Genomic DNA, 16,766 nt, shown 5'->3' with positions numbered 1-16,766 from the left:
CAAATTTAAATAATTATATATTGTTTCAAAATTCAATTTTAATTTGAGCTGGTAGCAATTGATAACTTTTTCTGTGGTGCTTACATGCTCCAATTTGACGAATAGCTTCTCTGTGCTTGGCTGTTGGGTATCCCTTATTGTTTTTCCAATCGTATTGAGGGAAATTAGAATCCAAATCGAGCATTAATTCATCTCTGAAATTTTTAGCAAGAACTGATGCTGCTGCTATCGAAGCAAATTTTGAATCTCCTTTAACTATACATAAATGTTTAATGTCTTTGTACGTTTTAAATCGATTTCCGTCGATGAGTAATAAATCAACATTTCTTTCAAGTTTATCGATTGCTCTGTGCATTGCAAGAAAAGAAGCGTTAAGAATATTTATTTCGTCTATTTCTTGTGGAGATACTACACCAATTGCCCATGAGAGAGCTTTTTCTTTTATGATAGGTTCCAGAGTTTGGCGTTGTTTGTGAGTGAGTTGTTTTGAGTCGTTCAGTAGTTTGTTTCTGAAGTTTGTTGGAAGAATAACTGCTGATGCTACTACAGGACCTGCCAAACATCCTCTGCCAGCTTCGTCACAACCAGCTTCGGTAAGTCCTTTGCTATGAAATGCCTTTAGCATTTATGATTTTACTCGTTCGGAATAAGCTCCTTTTCGGGTATCAATTTTTATTTTATCGCCAATATTTATGAATAGTGGCACATTAACTGTAGCACCAGTCTCAACTGTAGATGGTTTGAGAGTGTTGGTCGCTGTATCGCCTTTTATTCCAGGCTCAGTATAAGTGACTTCTAATACAACAGATGCTGGCAAATCACAACCTAATATCTTTTCTTCTTCAGCGTGGAAAAGGATATCTGCATTTTCTCCTTCTTTCAAAAATTGCGGTGCGTTTATAAGACTTTTATCTATATAAATTTGTTCGTAGTTATCTGTGTTCATAAAGTGATAGGTGTCGCCGTCAGCATATAGAAATTGATGCTTTCTATTTTCAATTCTTACAACATCGATTTTTACTCCTGCAGTAAAGGTATTATCTAGACGTCTTCCGTTGGTAAGATTTTTCAACTTTGTTCTTACAAATGCGGGGCCTTTTCCTGGCTTTACGTGTTGAAATTCTATTATTTGCCACAAGTCATTATTGTGTTTTATGCAAAGTCCGTTTCTAAAATCTGCTGTTGTTGCCATACTGATTATTGTTTGTATCCTTTGATTATTCCTCTTTCAGACTCACTAATGAATTTGATAATGTTTTCTATTTCCTTGCTATTAGAAAAATCCTTTTTAATCTTTTCAATAGCTTGAGTATAATTCAAATTAGATTGAAATATGTTTCTATAAATATTTTGAATTTCTAAAATCTTGTCTTCACTGAACCCTTTCCTTGAAAGGCCAATAGAATTAATGCCAATAAAACTCAGAGGCTCTTTGGCTACCTTGATGTAAGGTGGCACATCTTTTCTGACTAATGAGCCTCCAGAAATCATAGCGTATGAACCGATTTTTACAAATTGATGGACAGCACTAATTCCGCCGACAATAGCATGTTCTGCGATTTCTACATGCCCCCCCAATTGTACACTATTTACAAGAATTACATTGTTTGCAATGTGGCAGTCATGTGCAATATGTACATAAGCCATTATAAGGCAGTTTTCGCCAACTGAAGTGACTCCGCTATAATTGGTTGCTCTATTAATAGTTGCAAATTCTCTGACGGTAGTATTATCTCCAATTTTGACAATACTTTTTTCGCCACCAAATTTTAAATCTTGAGGTATAGCTGAGATAACTGCTCCTGGAAAAATTTTACAATTGTTACCAATTCTAGCACCATCCATTATAGTGACGTTTGAGCCAATCCAGCAATTATCGCCGATTTCCACATCGTCACCTATTGAAACAAATGACTCAATTTTCACACCTTTACCAATCTTAGCTTTAGGCGATATGTTCGAAAATGTATTTGACATCAAATTATTTTACTTTTTTCATTTGAGCCATTAATTCGGCCTCCATAACGAGTTTTTCTCCAACGAATGCTTGTCCAAACATATGGCAAATGCCTCGTCTTATAGGGCTTATTAACTCGGATTTGAAAACTATAGTATCTCCAGGCAAAACTTTTTGTTTAAATTTTACCTTGTCAATTTTCATAAAATAGGTGAGATAATTTTCAGGGTCTGGCACTGTGCTTAGTAACAATATACCCCCCGCTTGTGCCATAGCTTCTATTTGAAGTACACCTGGCATTACTGGTGCTCCTGGAAAGTGACCATTGAAGAAGTCTTCGTTCATAGTCACATTCTTAATTCCTACAACGTGGTTGTCGCTAAGCTCCATGATTTTATCGATTAATAGAAATGGTGGTCTATGCGGTAACATATCCATTATCTGATGAATATCCTTAACAGGATTTTGATTTGGATCGTAAATAGGTGCTTCTTTTTTCATAATTTGAATTAATTTCTTAGCAAATGCAATATTAGATTTATGTCCTGGCTTAATAACTTTTAGATGTCCTTGAATATAGTGACCACACAGTGCTAAATCTCCAATAACATCTAAAAGCTTGTGTCTAGCAGGTTCATTTTCATACCTTAAATCTATATTGTTTAGAATTCCCTGCTCTTTAACATCTATATCTTTTTTATTAAAAATTTCTGCTAATTTAAGAAGTTCTTTAGAATTCACTTTTTCTTCAACAAAAACAATAGCATTATTAAGGCTGCCTCCTTTTATTAGTCCTTGTTCAAATAGGGGTTTTATTTCATGTAAAAATACAAATGTTCTGGCATCAGAAATTTCATTGTTGAAATCTGATAAGCTATTGAGTTGTGCTGAAGATAGTTGAAGTACTTTTGAGTTATAATCAATTTGCACATCTATCTTAAATTCACTAGCAGGTTCTAGGATGTATTCGCTACCAGTATCCTCGTCTATATAGCGGTAAGTTTTTGTTACTTTAAAAACTTTCCTTGGGGCACTTTGTTGTTCAATACCAGATTCTGATAATACTTGAGTGAACATTTTTGAACTTCCATCCAAAATAGGTAGTTCTGGGCTATCAATTTCAATAAATAAGTTATCAATTTCTAAACCTTTTAAAGCAGCAAGTAAATGCTCTGTTGTTTGTACAATAGCATCATCTTTCTTGAGTTGTGTCCTTCTGTTTGTTTGGTCAAGGTTAGCTATACTAGCTTCAATAACAGGATTATTTTCTAAATCTATTCTAATAAATTTAATGCCAGTATTTATTGGTGCAGCTTTAAAAGTAAGGGTGGATTTTCTTCCTGTATGAAGCCCATACCCACTTATAGATTGAGTCGTGGATATAGTTTGTTGATAATTTGGCATTTATTTGTTCAGTATATTATTTACTTCTTTTTCTATTCTATTTACCAAACTATTCAGTTTAGGAAGTTGCCTAAAATAAACATAAGCTCTTTTATAGTCTGAAATAGAGAAAGCAGGAGAGCCTTGAACTATTTCATTGTCGTTGATGTCGGATTGTATACCAGATTGGGCAGCAATTTTTACATTATTTCCTATTTTAAGGTGACCTACAATTCCAACTTGACCACCAATCATACAATTTTCTCCAATTTTTGTTGAACCTGCAACACCAGATTGAGCAGCAATAACTGTATGTTTACCTATCTCTACGTTGTGGGCTATTTGAATGAGATTGTCCAATTTTACACCTTGACGTATTATTGTTGAGCCCATGGTTGCTCTGTCAATTGTCGTATTAGCTCCAATTTCAACATTATCTTCCACAATTACATTTCCAATTTGTGCAACTTTGGTGTATTCATTTTCGGCATTTGGCGCAAAGCCAAAGCCATCACCACCAATGATTGCTCCAGATTGAATCATGCAATTTTTTCCTATTATACAATGATCATATATTTTAACCCCAGCATATAATATAGTGTTGTCATCAATAGAAGTGTTTTCTCCAATAAAGCAGTTAGGGTATATTTTTACATTATTTCCAATGACTACATTTTCACTGATGTAAACATTCGAGCCGATATAACATTTTTTGCCAATAGAGGCGGATTTTTCAATGCTTGAGTGTTTGTGAACTCCTTCGATATTATTTCTTGACTCACTAAATGTTTGTAACATTGTGGCAAAACCTTGATATGCATCATCTACAATTATAAGGTTGGTAGAAATTCTTGAAAAATCGATTTTAAAGTCAGAACCAATAATTACAGCACTAGCTTTTGTAGTGTACAGAAATTCTTCGTATTTGTTGTTAGCTAAAAAACTTAGGCTTCCTTTACTACCTTCCTCTATTTTTGAAAGCTTGGTAATATGCACATTGCCATCACCTACTAATTTCCCTTTAAGAATTTTGGCTATTTTTTCAATTCTGTAAACCATGTTTTACAAAAGTAATTCAAATGAGTTGGTTTTTTGGGTAGCAGTAAAAATATTTTTTAACCGTATTGCATAGTGCTGAAATGGTTGATTTGTCAGCTGCACTAATCAAGTCTTTAATTAGATTATCCTTGAATAAAATGTTAATATCAGAATCATTTAATTTATATGCATTATTAGTTATTTCACCTTCCAATAAAAAGTAATTAACATTTGTATCATCTAAATTATAGGTATTCATAATATTTTTTTTGATTCTTGAAATGCTAAGGTTATCCATTGGTTCGTCCAAAAGTGTCACTTTAAATAACTCTCTTTTTACAATTTTATTGGATAAAGAAGCCAAAATATTATCCGAATGATTTTGCCACTCTTTTATTGACGCCATAATATCATAATCGTCAAGTTCGGTAAATGCTTCAAAAACTTTCGGATTAGATTTAAAATCTTCAATAGTGAAATTATTTTTTAGAAAAAGTTGAAGACTTGAAGTGCCAAATAATTCAATATTATTTTGACTGAGTTCTTTTGCCCTTTGTAGGACTTTGATAAGCATTTGTTCTGCACTTACTACTGTCTTGTGAAAATAGACTTGCCAATACATTAATCGCCTTGCGATGAGAAATTTTTCTACTGAATAAATTCCTTTACTTTCAACGACTAATTTGTCATTTACTACATCTAGCATTTTAATAATTCTTTCGGCTCCAACAACTCCTTCTTGAACTCCTGAGTAAAAACTATCTCTATTTAAGTAATCCATCCTATCCATATCAAGCTGACTGGAAACCAATTGGTGTAAATATGACTTAGAATATTCATCTTTGAAAATTTGAATTGCTAGGTCTAACTTTCCATCCAACTCATCATTGAGTTTGTGCATATAGAAAAGGGATAACTCTTCATGTGAAATATTTTCAACTATGCTATGCTCTAAGGAGTGAGAATATGGACCGTGTCCAATGTCGTGTAGTAGAATAGCAATTTTTGCGCCTTCGGCTTCTTCATTGCTTATTATATGACCTTTGGATTGCAAAACGTTAATGGCTTTTTGCATCAAATGCATTGCACCTATGGCATGATGAAAACGCGTGTGTAAGGCTCCAGGGTAAACTAGACTGGTTAGTCCTAGTTGTGAAATTCTTCTAAGTCTTTGAAAATAAGGGTGTTCTATTAAATTTAAAATAATTCCGCCCTGCAGACTAATAAAACCGTACAATGGGTCGTTTATGATTTTTGATGATGCTTTCATTCAAAAAATAACTGTAATTTTAATCTCTGTAATTCTCGATGAAGATATGAATTTAAATGAAAAGATAACCATTCTGTGGGTTGATGATGAAATTGATCTTTTGAAGCCTCACATAATGTTTTTAGAAGATAAAGGATATGCCATCGTAACGGCTAATAATGGTGTTACTGCAATTGAACTCATAGAGAAGCAGCATTTTGATTTGGTTTTTTTGGATGAAAATATGCCAGGATTATCGGGATTAGAGACTTTAATAAAGTTAAAAGATAAACGCTCTAATTTGTCTGTGATTATGATAACAAAAAGCGAGGAAGAAAGTATAATGGAAGAGGCTATAGGTTCAAAAATTTCAGACTATCTTATTAAGCCAGTCAATCCCAATCAGATTTTGTTATCCATTAAAAAACACATTGATACAAAGCGATTAGTTAGCCAAAAAACAAATGCTGATTATCAAAAAGAATTTAGAGCCATAGGTATGAAACTTGGAGCATCTATGAACAAAGAAGAATGGGAAGAATTATTTAAAAAAATCACCTTTTGGGAGTTAGAACTCGAGCGTTCTGGTGATGCTGGTATGAAACAAATTCTAGAGATGCAAAAAGCAGAAGCTAACGCTCAATTTTTCAAATACGTAAAATCTAATTACAAGTCTTGGTTGACCGACCAAGAGGATTCTCCATTGATGTCGCACCAAGTCTTTCGTAAAAAGGTACTACCTAATATAAATGAGGATACTTGTACCTTTTTTGTTGTAATAGATAATTTGAGGTATGACCAATGGAAAATGATAGAATCTTCAATTACTGCAGATTTTAGAATTGATGATGAATCTTTATATTACAGCATACTTCCAACTGCGACTCAATATTCTAGAAATGCTATTTTTTCTGGACTCCTTCCTTTAGAAATGGAGCGGCTGCATAAAGATTGGTGGAAAAATGATACCGATGAGGGAGGCAAAAATATGTTTGAAGAGCAGTTTCTTTTGGCACAGTTAAATCGACTCGGTAAAAGTCAAATTAAGACGTCATACAATAAAATAACAAATATAGATGCAGGTAGAAAGCTAGTCGATAATATGCAGAACCTGTCCCATAATAATTTGAATGTAATAGTTTATAATTTTGTGGATATGCTTTCCCATGCCAGAACGGATATGAAAGTTATCAAAGAACTTGCAGAAGACGATGCTGCTTACCGCTCATTAACTACTTCTTGGTTTGAACATTCGCCTTTAAAAGATATGATGTCTTTTATTTCTAGAAATAAGCACAAATTAGTCATTACAACCGACCACGGAACAGTATTAGTAAAAAAACCTACTAAGGTGTTAGGAGATAAAGACTTAACGACCAATTTACGCTACAAGCAAGGTAGAAATATGAAGTATAATAATAAAGAAGTCTTTGAAATTGATAATCCAAAAGATGTATTTTTGCCTTCTGTGAATATTAGTAGTAAATATATTTTTGCTAGAGAAGATTATTTCTTTGCCTATCCTAATAACTTCAATTATTATGTTAATCATTACAAAGAAACTTTTCAGCATGGAGGAATATCACTTGAAGAAATGATTATTCCTATTGTAACGCTTATTCCAAAGTAAAATATGAAGTGGATTTGTAATGAACTAAGTCAATTAGATGGCATTAGTTCTGAAATACTAAAGCATTCAAAGAGTAAAAAAATTGCATTTCACGCTAGTATGGGGGCTGGTAAAACAACATTAATAAAATCAATTTGTGAGCAGTTAAAGGTCATAGATGTCGTTAAAAGCCCTACTTTTTCAATTGTAAATGAGTATATTAGTGAAATAAATGGGAAAGTGTATCATTTTGACTTTTATCGTTTAGAAGATAAAGGTGAAGCTTTTGATATCGGTATAGAATCTTACTTTGACAGTTCAGCGTATTGTTTTGTAGAATGGCCGTCGATGATTGATGATTTATTGCCCGATGACTTTGACCACATTTATATTGATGTAGAAAACGAACAAAGAATTATAAAATTAGTATTCAATGACTAATATTTCATCTTTTGGTAGCGGGGATTTAATTCCTCAAGAAGAAAAGTTAGAGCTCAAAAAACAAGCAAAATCCTTGTTTATTGGTGTTCCTAAAGAAATTACATTTCAAGAAAGTAGAATAGCAATAGTTCCTGACGCCGTTCAATTGTTGGTCAGTCATGGTCATGAAGTTTTAATTGAATCTAAAGCTGGCGAAGGTGCTAACTTTCCTGACTCTGAGTTTAGTGAGGCAGGAGCTAAAATTGTTTATGATACTAAAGAAATCTATCAAGCAGATATTATCTTAAAAGTAGAGCCTCCTACTATTGAAGAGATTGAAATGATGAAAGGTCGACAAACCTTAATCTCGGCTTTACAAATAACAACTCGCTCAAAAAAATTCATTGAAAAGTTAGCTCAAAAAAAGATTAATTGCTTGGCTTACGAATTTATTCAAGACGATTCTGGAATGATGCCTTTAATTCGTTCTATGAGTGAGATAGCCGGTAATACTTCTATTCTTATTGCCTCTGAATGTTTGAGTAATGCCAATCTTGGTAAAGGCTTAATGTTAGGTGGTATAGCAGGTGTTACTCCTACTGAAGTAGTCATTATTGGTGCTGGTACTGTAGGTGAGTTTGCTGCACGATCAGCCATGGGATTAGGTGCTTCTGTTAAAGTATTTGATAACTCTTTATCTAAACTTAGACGCCTTCAAAATGATTTAAATACACGTGTTTTTACTTCTATTATCCAACCCAAAGTTTTGAAGAAAGCACTTAGACGAGCTGATGTTGTTATTGGTGCATTGCGCTCCAATGATAAAAGAACACCATGTGTAGTTTCAGAGCAAATGGTATCCCAAATGAAAGATGGTTCGGTAATAATTGATGTAAGTATTGATCAGGGGGGCTGCTTTGAAACATCACAATTGACCAATCATTCTACGCCTACATTCAATAAATATGGAGTAGTTCATTACTGTGTTCCTAATATACCATCAAGAGTTGCTAGAACAGCTTCTTATTCATTAAGCAACCTACTAACGCCAATAATTTTAAAGACTGGCGATTTTGGTGGTTTGGATAATCTTATTGTAAGCGATGTTGGACTTCGTCAAGGAGTATATATTTGTCATGGTATGCTTACCAATAAAATGGTCGCAGAGTGGTTTAACCTAGATTACAAAGAAATTGATTTAATTATTGCAAGTATATAATGGCCAGACGTTTTTTTATTTTTCTCTTTGGTGTCTTGCTGGGTGTTATGGTTATACGCTTTGCATTTCCAGGTAGGTTTGTTGAATACGCTCAGTATTTTGATATGGACTACAGAGTTTTATATCATCTTAAAAGTGATACCATTTATATTAGCCCTGACGCTCAATGTCATCTTGATTGTCTCAGCTTAGACCAAAAAGATGTACTGAATGTTTTAGAGGGGGGAAGTATAAACTTTGAGAAAAGTGACCAACGGGCCGAACCTTGTAAGTATTATGTTGTTGAGAAAGAACGTCTAAGTGTTGGTTTTGACCTATGTGATGAAAAAGTCACCTTAAAAAACTTCTCTATTGAGCAAGACAGTTGTTCTTGTTATTAAGCTCTTCGCTTTTTTTCCTTAATTATTAATCCCAACTCTCTGCCTGTTTGTCCTGCTATGGAAGTGTTTTCTTCAGCTCTTCTAATGAGGTAGGGGAGTACATCTTTTACAGGGCCGTAGGGCATATACTTGGCTACATTGTATTCGTGTTTAGAGAGATTGAAACTTATATGTTCGCTCATTCCTAAGAGTTGAGAGAAATATACTCTTTGGTCGTTTTTAAGGATATTACTCTCTGCCATAAGCTGGGTTAAAAGCATAGAGCTTTGTTCATTATGTGTTCCAGCACACAGTGCAATTTTATCAATATGGTTAATACAAAATCTTAAGGCCAAATTATAATCGTTGTCGCAACTGGCTTTATCCTTTTGAATTGGAGAGGGGTAGCCCATTTTTTCGGCTCTTTCTCTTTCTTTTTCCATATAGGCACCTCTCACTATTTTTAACCCTAAAAAGTAATTGCCATTTTCAGCATCAGCATAAGATTGCTTAAGGAAGGCGAATCTGTCCCAACGATACATTTGTAGGGTGTTGAATACAATAGCTTGTTCACTATTGTATTTTCTCATCATAGAAATAGCGATGTCATCAATAGCATCTTGTATCCAGCTTTCTTCAGCATCAATAAAAAGACGAACATTATTTTTATGTGCAGTTGTACAAATTGAATTGATACGTTCTTTTACTCTTTTAAATTCTTCCTTTTCTTCTTCATTAAGCTCCATTTTCGAATTACTAACTTTCTCAAGCAATTCTAGACGTGCTAGTCCCGATGTTTTGAATACAGCGAAAGGGATGTTGTCATCTTCTTTGGCTTTTAAAATTGTTCGTATAGTTTCTTGTGTAACTCTATTAAAATCATCTTCACTACTTTTTCCTTCAACAGAATAATCTAAAATAGTGCCGATGTTATAATTAGCTAATGATTGTATTCTTTTATCACAATTGTCAATAGATTCACCACCGCAAAATTGTTCAAAAATGGTGTGTTTTATCAAACCTTTAATTGGAAGTCTTAGAGCAAAGGAAATTTTTAGAAGAAAAGGAGAGATTTTTACTAGAGTATTATTGCCAACTAATTTAAATAGCCAATAGGATTTATTTAACTGTTTAGTTGATTTACTTTGGAAAGCAATCTCTGTATTTTCGAATGACAGTGGTTTCATTTAATTTTTTGACAAATCATTAGTCCATCTCTAATTGGCATTAAAATATTTTCCACTCTTTCTGAATTGTGAACAAGGGTATTAAATTCTTTAAGTGCCTTTGTTTCTTGATCTTTATCGTTCACTTGCTCCACAACCTTTCCACTCCAAAGTACGTTATCAGCAATGATAAAGCCGCCTATTGGCATTTTTTCTATGACTATTTCAAAATAGTTGCTATAATTTTCTTTATCAGCATCAATAAATACTAAATCAAATTCATCCTTTATTTTTGGAATAATTTCTAAAGCATTACCAACATATTGAACTACATTTTTTGAGATTCCAGCCTTTTCGAAATAGTTTGACGACATTGATTTCAATTCTTCGTTGATGTCAATAGTATACAATTTACCACCTTCTTTTAGCCCTTCAGAAAGGCATATCGCCGAGTATCCTGTATAAGTGCCTATTTCTAATATACATTGTGGCCTAATCATTTTGCTAAACATACTCAATGCACGACCTTGAAGGTGCCCAGAAAGCATTCTAGGAATGAGAACTTTTGCCCAAGTTTCTCTGTTTAGCTCAGCTAATACAATATTTTCTTCTTGAGTATGATTACAAGCATATTGCTCTATTTTTTCAGGTAAAAACTCCATTATACTTTATATATCAGACAAGATAAATTATCTAAGTTAAACACTTCATTCGCTACCTCTAAAAGTTGATTAGAGCTGATGGCTTCAATTTTGTTTTTCACAGATTCAAAGGTATCAACTTTATTATAAAGTAGCATACTTTTTCCCATTGCTAACATCAAATTTACTTCACTTTCTTGCCCAATGGCAATTTGCCCGATAAGCTGTTGTTTGGCTTTTTTGAGTTGAAGTGTGCCCAAAGGTATTTGACAAAATTTAACAAGTTCTTTTTTTGTTAGCTTAACACTCTTGTTTATTTTATCATTGTCGGATGCTAAATAGATGGAAAATATGCCTGTATCACTGTAGGGAGTATAATTAGATTCTATGGAATAGGTAAAGCCATATTTTTCACGAATAGCTAGATTTAGCCTTGAATTCAATCCTGGTCCCCCTAAAATATTATTGAGTAAAATCATGGCTGTTTTTTTAGGGTGGTTGATGCCATAAGCCTCAACGCCTAGCATACAATGAGCCTGAAACCCATTTCTTTTTACTTCGACTTCTTTTTTGAGGTAATTAGAAAATGGTTCTTCTTCTCTTTTTAAATTACTTTTAGGTAAATGAGCGAAATGATTTTCAATAGTCTTTATTAGTTTATTCATACTTATATTACCTACAGAACTTATTATGATTTCATTGCTTAGGTAATTTTTCTGAATAAATTTTTCAATCATAGTTTTGTTAAACGATTGAATGTGTTGAGGCGTGCCCAAAATATTTTTGCCAAGAGCGTGGTTGCTAAATACTTGTTCTTCAAATTCATCAAATATGAGTTCTGAGGGGTTATCCTTGTAATAATTTATTTCATCTAGAACTACTATTTTTTCTTTTTCTAATTCTTTTTTTGGAAAAATTGAGTTAAAGGTAATATCACTTAATAACTCTAATGCTCTATTGTAATACTCAGGCATAAATGATGAGTATATACATGTCTCTTCTTTGGTAGTAAAGGCGTTAAGTTCTCCGCCAACATCTTCCATTCTACTCAATATATGGTAGGCTTTTCTTTTAGATGTTCCTTTAAAAATAACGTGTTCTATAAAGTGAGCTAGTCCTTGTTCTTCATCAGATTCGTTGCGAGAACCTCCTTTGATAATAAGACCACAGTGAGCAACTGCGCCAGTGGTCTTTTTGTGGACAATTCTAATGCCATTTTTTAATTGATGATGATAAAAACTCATTCTATTTGGTTAGTTTCAATAAAAAAACTCGAACAGTTAAACCATTCGAGTTTTAATAAAATAAGATAAATTTTATTTAGATGGCTTGGCGTCTGCCTTGCAACATCCTTGCTTTTTCTTATCGCAATCTGCAACTTTTTTACCTGTCTTTGAGCAACATGCATCGCCCTTAGAACATTTTTTTGATGTAGATTCTTTGTCTTTAGAGCAACTTGATTTTTTTCCTGAACAACAAGACTTAGCTTCTGATTTATTGTCAGCTTTAGCGTCTTTACTGCAACATTTTTTTGCTTTGTCGTCAGAACACTTTTTTACTGTTTGCTCAACCTTTACATTTTCGGTTTTTTCAGTTGTAGTCTGTGCAACTACGGTATTACATAAAAAACCTACGAGTAATACTAATAATAACTTTTTCATTTTGTGATTGTTTTGTTTATTCGAAGGTACGAATTATTAATTAATAACTAGCAATAATTGTCTTATTTCCTTTAACTATTTGATTTAGTTCTACTTCAATTTTAGTGCCAATAGGAAAAAATAAATCTACTCTTGAGCCAAATTTAATAAATCCAAAATCTTCACCTTTGTTAGCGATATCATTTTCCTTAGAATACATAACGATTCTACGAGCTAGAGCTCCTGCTATTTGTCTAAATAGCACGGCTATTTTATCGTTTTCAACTACTACTGTTGTGCGTTCATTTTCAGTTGATGACTTGGGGTGCCATGCTACTAAATATTTGCCGGGATGGTATTTTGCATATTTTACTTTGCCATTTATCGGATATCTGTTGACATGGACATTAATTGGTGACATAAAAATGGATACTTGAAGACGCTTGTCTTTGAAGTATTCTGTTTCTTCAACTTCTTCAATAACAACAACTTTTCCGTCTGCTGGTGCTACGACTTCATTTTCCGATGCAGTAACTTTTCTTATTGGATTTCTAAAAAATTGTAGGATTAGGAAAAAGAAAATTATAGAAGCTATAAGCGTAATTGTATTGAGCCATTCTATGCCAAAATAGGCAATAGCATAGTTTAACCCTAAGAGTATTACTATTGTTGTGAGAATTATTCTGTATCCTTCTTTGTGAATGAGTTTCATAAAATGAAAAATTTGAAAATATAAACTATTGGTATCACGAATAAGACGCTATCAAATCGGTCTAAAATACCGCCATGACCTGGTAATATATTGCCGCTATCTTTGATGTTTGCTGAGCGTTTTAACATGGATTCTATTAGGTCCCCAATTACTGAGCTTATACATACTAATACTCCAAGGACTAGCCACATGTAGATGTTCATTATGGGAAAAAATTGACTTAAGATAGATGAACCTATAATGCATAGCACTAAGCCACCAGCAACACCTTCCCATGTTTTCTTTGGCGAGATGCGTTCTAGTAATTTATGTTTTCCAAAGTTTATGCCAGCAAAATAACCGCCAACATCGCTCAGCCATACTAAGATAAATAGGCTTAGAATTAAGTGATAGCTGTATTGATTGTTTGTGTCGAAAGCTAAAAATGTAAGTAATGATAGTGGTAATGCTACATAAATTACCCCTAAAATCGTAGAGCCAATATTCACGAAGCTAATTTCTTTATTTCTAAAAAGTTCTACAGCAAATAACAGAAAGGCAAGAGCTAAAACTAAATTGAGAGTGAAAAAGCTCATTTTTTCATTTACATGTAGTAAATAAGACGAAAAATATAGACCTAAAGACATAATAAATCCTAGATTTTTATGAGGGATTATGTCTTTTTTTTCTACTAATTGATAAAATTCTTTAAGACCTAGTACTAACACAATAAAGAAAAAGATATAGAAAGTATTATAGTTAATTACAAGACTTGCTATTAGTGTAAGTCCATAAAGTAAACCCGTAATGGTTCTAGTTATTAGGTTACTTTTCGACATCGTTTAATATTTCTTGAGCTCTTTCAAAATCAGATTCTAGAACTTTTAGTTCCGCTTCGCCAAAGTTTAAGTAAGATGAATCTATTTTGTTGATGATTACAGACTGAATATCGTTTTCCAACAATTTACCTTTTATGAGATTGAGTTGATAAGGTTTACTTGTCTTCACTAGCGTTGTCCACTTGTTTTGGCTCATCTTTTTTAGATTTAGCTTTTCTTTTTTTTGGTTTAGGTTTTTCTTCCTTGATTTCTTCTTTGTCCCATGGTCGTGGTCCAAATATAGCCAATAAATCTTCTTTAAAGATAACCTCTTTCTCTAAAAGTAATTCAGCGAGTTTAGTGAGTTTGCTTTTGTGTTTTTTTAGCAACTTGATAGTTTCTTGATAACAATCTTCAACAAGTTTACTAACTTCATCGTCTATCAGTTTTGCTGTAGATTCACTGTAAGGTTTATTGAAGCTTTCTCTACCGCTTGAATCATAAAAACTAATATTTCCGACCTTGTCACTAAGCCCATATACAGAAACCATTGAATAGGCTTGTTTAGTAACCTTTTCTAAATCGCTAAGGGCTCCAGTTGATATCTTATTGAAAATGATTTTTTCTGCTGCTCTACCTCCTAATGCAGCACACATTTCATGTCTTAGCTGTTCTGTCGTTGTCAGTTGTCTTTCTTCTGGCAAATACCAGGCAGCACCTAGTGAACGACCTCTAGGAACAATGGTTACTTTTACTAGTGGAGATGCAAATTGCATAAACCAACTAACTGTAGCGTGTCCAGCTTCGTGAAATGCTACTGTTCTTTTTTCATCTTTTGAGATGATTTTATTCTTCTTTTCCAAACCGCCAATGATTCTGTCTACGGCATCTAGAAAGTCTTGTTTTTCAACGATTTTTTTATTTTTTCTAGCTGCTATTAAAGCGGATTCATTACATACATTAGCAATGTCTGCACCAGAAAAACCCGGAGTTTGTTTAGACAAAAAGTCTACATCCACATCTTTAGCTAATGTTAATGGTTTTACGTGAACTTCAAAAATTGCTTTTCTTTCATTAAGGTCTGGCAAATCCACAAAAATTTGTCTGTCGAAACGACCTGCTCTTAATAGTGCCCTATCTAAAATGTCAGCTCTGTTGGTAGCACCTATTACAATTACTCCTGAGTTAGTTCCAAAACCATCCATCTCAGTAAGTAGCTGATTTAATGTGTTTTCTCTTTCATCATTACCACCAGTAATATTACTCTTGCCTCTAGCTCTACCAATAGCATCAATCTCATCAATAAAAATGATTGAGGGTGACTTTTCTTTGGCTTGTTTAAATAAATCCCTAACTCGTGAAGCCCCTACACCAACAAACATTTCTACAAAGTCTGAGCCAGATAGAGAGAAGAAAGGCACTTGTGCTTCGCCAGCAACAGCTTTTGCTAACAAAGTTTTTCCTGTTCCTGGAGGGCCTACAAGAAGTGCTCCTCTTGGTATTTTTCCTCCTAAAGCAGTATATTTTTTCGGGTTTTTAAGAAAATCTACAATTTCCTCAACTTCTTCTTTAGCACCTTCTAATCCGGCTACATCTTTAAAGGAAACATTAACTTTAGTTTTGTCAAATAGAGTAGCTTTTGATTTGCCAATATTGAATATCTGACCACCAGCTCCACCTGCACCTCCACTCATTCTTCTCATGAAAAATATCCAAATGGCAACCATTATAAGAATTGGGAAAATCCAACTAAACGCATCGCCAATAACATCTTTTTGGGTGGTATATTTTATCTCAACCCTATCTTCTTCTTGAAAGTCCTTTTGTGCTTCTTTTAGCTTTTCTTCAAGGTTGTCAGGAGATGAAATTTGAAAAAAGTAATGTGGACCTTCTTCATTGACTGCATTTCCAAATGATTTCTTACTTATATCTTCGTATTTATCACGCTTGAGGAATTCTTTTTTGATATAGATTTGAGCAATATCTCTGTTTACAACAACAATTTTTTCTACTTCTTTGCTCTGAAGCATTTTTCTATTGAATTCTTGCCAAGAAGTCTCAGATGTTGTATTCACATTCAAAATTTGAATGCCAAAAAATAATACAGCTATGATAGCATAAATCCAATAAAAATTGAATTTGATTCCTTTAGGCTCTTCTTTTTTATTTTTCATTGTCTATGCAGTTTCTTTTATAAGCTGAATATCAGCATCGCCCCATAATTTTTCAATATTGTAATAATCTCGGGTTTCTTTTTGGAAAATATGAGCTACTACATTCCCATAGTCTAATAGTATCCAGTCACCGTTAGTTAATCCTTCTTTATGCCATGGTTTTTCTTTAATTGATTTTAGTGTTTCTTCTATTACAGAATCAGCTATGGCTGAGGCATGAGTGCTAGAAGTACCGTGGCAAATGATGAAAAAATCACAAACGGATGTTTCAATATTTCTTAAATCAAGACTCACAATTTCTTTAGCTTTTATTTCTTGCATCCCTTCAATAATGATGTTGGCAAGAATATCTGATGTTTTTAGCTCTTTTTTTATGCTCATTAAAACGTTTAGAAATTATGA

Annotated in this window: 19 protein-coding genes; 4 read left to right on the top strand and 15 right to left on the bottom strand. The window is 33.4% G+C overall.

Going from position 1 to position 16,766, the window contains the following annotated elements; translation table 11 throughout:
• Nucleotides 1–25 precede the first annotated feature (25 nt).
• The 6 genes from ISP71_05070 to ISP71_05045 are packed head-to-tail and all read right to left on the bottom strand — an operon-like array spanning nt 26 to nt 5,648.
• Nucleotides 26–625 (bottom strand): ribonuclease HII, encoded by a 600-nt coding sequence (locus ISP71_05070; protein ID MBL6663458.1) that lies wholly within the window; start codon nt 623–625, stop codon nt 26–28.
• Nucleotides 626–1,192, bottom strand: coding sequence for an elongation factor P (gene efp, locus ISP71_05065; GenBank protein ID MBL6663457.1), 567 nt, complete (start codon nt 1,190–1,192; stop codon nt 626–628). It lies immediately after the preceding gene.
• A gap of 5 nt (nt 1,193–1,197) precedes the next feature.
• Nucleotides 1,198–1,977, bottom strand: a complete 780-nt coding sequence (gene lpxA, locus ISP71_05060; GenBank protein ID MBL6663456.1) for an acyl-ACP--UDP-N-acetylglucosamine O-acyltransferase — start codon at nt 1,975–1,977, stop codon at nt 1,198–1,200.
• Nucleotides 1,978–1,981: 4 nt separating this feature from the next.
• Nucleotides 1,982–3,361 carry a bifunctional UDP-3-O-[3-hydroxymyristoyl] N-acetylglucosamine deacetylase/3-hydroxyacyl-ACP dehydratase gene (locus ISP71_05055; GenBank protein MBL6663455.1) on the bottom strand — a complete coding sequence of 460 codons (1,380 nt, stop codon included), beginning with the start codon at nt 3,359–3,361 and terminating at the stop codon, nt 1,982–1,984.
• Nucleotides 3,362–4,399 carry a UDP-3-O-(3-hydroxymyristoyl)glucosamine N-acyltransferase gene (lpxD, locus tag ISP71_05050; GenBank protein ID MBL6663454.1) on the bottom strand — a complete coding sequence of 346 codons (1,038 nt, stop codon included), beginning with the start codon at nt 4,397–4,399 and terminating at the stop codon, nt 3,362–3,364. It lies immediately after the preceding gene.
• 16 nt (nt 4,400–4,415) lie between these two features.
• Nucleotides 4,416–5,648, bottom strand: a complete 1,233-nt coding sequence (locus ISP71_05045; GenBank protein MBL6663453.1) for an HD domain-containing protein — start codon at nt 5,646–5,648, stop codon at nt 4,416–4,418.
• Nucleotides 5,649–5,694: 46 nt separating this feature from the next.
• On the opposite strand from ISP71_05045, the gene ISP71_05040 reads away from it, so the two are divergent.
• From ISP71_05040 to ISP71_05025, 4 genes are read left to right on the top strand one after another with little or no spacing between them, the layout of a single operon-like run.
• Nucleotides 5,695–7,257 carry a bifunctional response regulator/alkaline phosphatase family protein gene (locus ISP71_05040; GenBank protein ID MBL6663452.1) on the top strand — a complete coding sequence of 521 codons (1,563 nt, stop codon included), beginning with the start codon at nt 5,695–5,697 and terminating at the stop codon, nt 7,255–7,257.
• Nucleotides 7,258–7,260: 3 nt separating this feature from the next.
• Nucleotides 7,261–7,677, top strand: a complete 417-nt coding sequence (gene tsaE, locus ISP71_05035; protein ID MBL6663451.1) for a tRNA (adenosine(37)-N6)-threonylcarbamoyltransferase complex ATPase subunit type 1 TsaE — start codon at nt 7,261–7,263, stop codon at nt 7,675–7,677.
• Nucleotides 7,670–8,875, top strand: coding sequence for an alanine dehydrogenase (locus ISP71_05030; protein ID MBL6663450.1), 1,206 nt, complete (start codon nt 7,670–7,672; stop codon nt 8,873–8,875). Before tsaE ends, ISP71_05030 begins: the two co-directional genes overlap by 8 nt.
• Nucleotides 8,875–9,255: a DUF4258 domain-containing protein gene (locus tag ISP71_05025; protein ID MBL6663449.1), complete on the top strand. Its 381-nt coding sequence runs from the start codon at nt 8,875–8,877 to the stop codon at nt 9,253–9,255. The genes ISP71_05030 and ISP71_05025 overlap by 1 nt, the downstream gene beginning before the upstream one ends.
• Here ISP71_05025 and ISP71_05020 read toward each other — a convergent pair.
• The 9 genes from ISP71_05020 to rsfS form a co-directional block, all read right to left on the bottom strand.
• Nucleotides 9,252–10,421, bottom strand: coding sequence for a proline dehydrogenase family protein (locus tag ISP71_05020; protein MBL6663448.1), 1,170 nt, complete (start codon nt 10,419–10,421; stop codon nt 9,252–9,254). The genes ISP71_05025 and ISP71_05020 overlap by 4 nt on opposite strands.
• Nucleotides 10,418–11,062 (bottom strand): O-methyltransferase, encoded by a 645-nt coding sequence (locus tag ISP71_05015; protein ID MBL6663447.1) that lies wholly within the window; start codon nt 11,060–11,062, stop codon nt 10,418–10,420. Before ISP71_05015 ends, ISP71_05020 begins: the two co-directional genes overlap by 4 nt.
• Nucleotides 11,062–12,285 (bottom strand): insulinase family protein, encoded by a 1,224-nt coding sequence (locus tag ISP71_05010; GenBank protein MBL6663446.1) that lies wholly within the window; start codon nt 12,283–12,285, stop codon nt 11,062–11,064. The genes ISP71_05015 and ISP71_05010 overlap by 1 nt, the downstream gene beginning before the upstream one ends.
• 72 nt (nt 12,286–12,357) lie before the next feature.
• On the bottom strand, nt 12,358–12,702 hold the full coding sequence (locus ISP71_05005; protein MBL6663445.1) for a hypothetical protein: 345 nt from the start codon (nt 12,700–12,702) through the stop codon (nt 12,358–12,360).
• Between the two features lie 40 nt (nt 12,703–12,742).
• A complete protein-coding gene (locus ISP71_05000) occupies nt 12,743–13,393 on the bottom strand; it encodes a phosphatidylserine decarboxylase family protein (GenBank protein MBL6663444.1) in 651 nt (216 codons plus the stop codon).
• A complete protein-coding gene (locus ISP71_04995; protein ID MBL6663443.1) occupies nt 13,390–14,211 on the bottom strand; it encodes a phosphatidate cytidylyltransferase in 822 nt (273 codons plus the stop codon). Before ISP71_04995 ends, ISP71_05000 begins: the two co-directional genes overlap by 4 nt.
• Nucleotides 14,198–14,380, bottom strand: a complete 183-nt coding sequence (locus tag ISP71_04990) for a DUF2007 domain-containing protein (GenBank protein MBL6663442.1) — start codon at nt 14,378–14,380, stop codon at nt 14,198–14,200. Before ISP71_04990 ends, ISP71_04995 begins: the two co-directional genes overlap by 14 nt.
• Nucleotides 14,367–16,364: an ATP-dependent zinc metalloprotease FtsH gene (gene ftsH / locus ISP71_04985; GenBank protein MBL6663441.1), complete on the bottom strand. Its 1,998-nt coding sequence runs from the start codon at nt 16,362–16,364 to the stop codon at nt 14,367–14,369. Before ftsH ends, ISP71_04990 begins: the two co-directional genes overlap by 14 nt.
• Before the next feature lie 3 nt (nt 16,365–16,367).
• Entirely contained in the window at nt 16,368–16,739 is a 372-nt protein-coding gene (gene rsfS / locus ISP71_04980; protein ID MBL6663440.1) for a ribosome silencing factor, read from the bottom strand.
• Between the last annotated feature and the right edge of the window lie 27 nt (nt 16,740–16,766).

It is taken from the genome of Flavobacteriales bacterium (assembly GCA_016779995.1).
Lineage (GTDB): Bacteria > Bacteroidota > Bacteroidia > Flavobacteriales > UBA7312 > UBA8444.
This window is presented reverse-complemented; position numbering and strand designations above follow the sequence as displayed.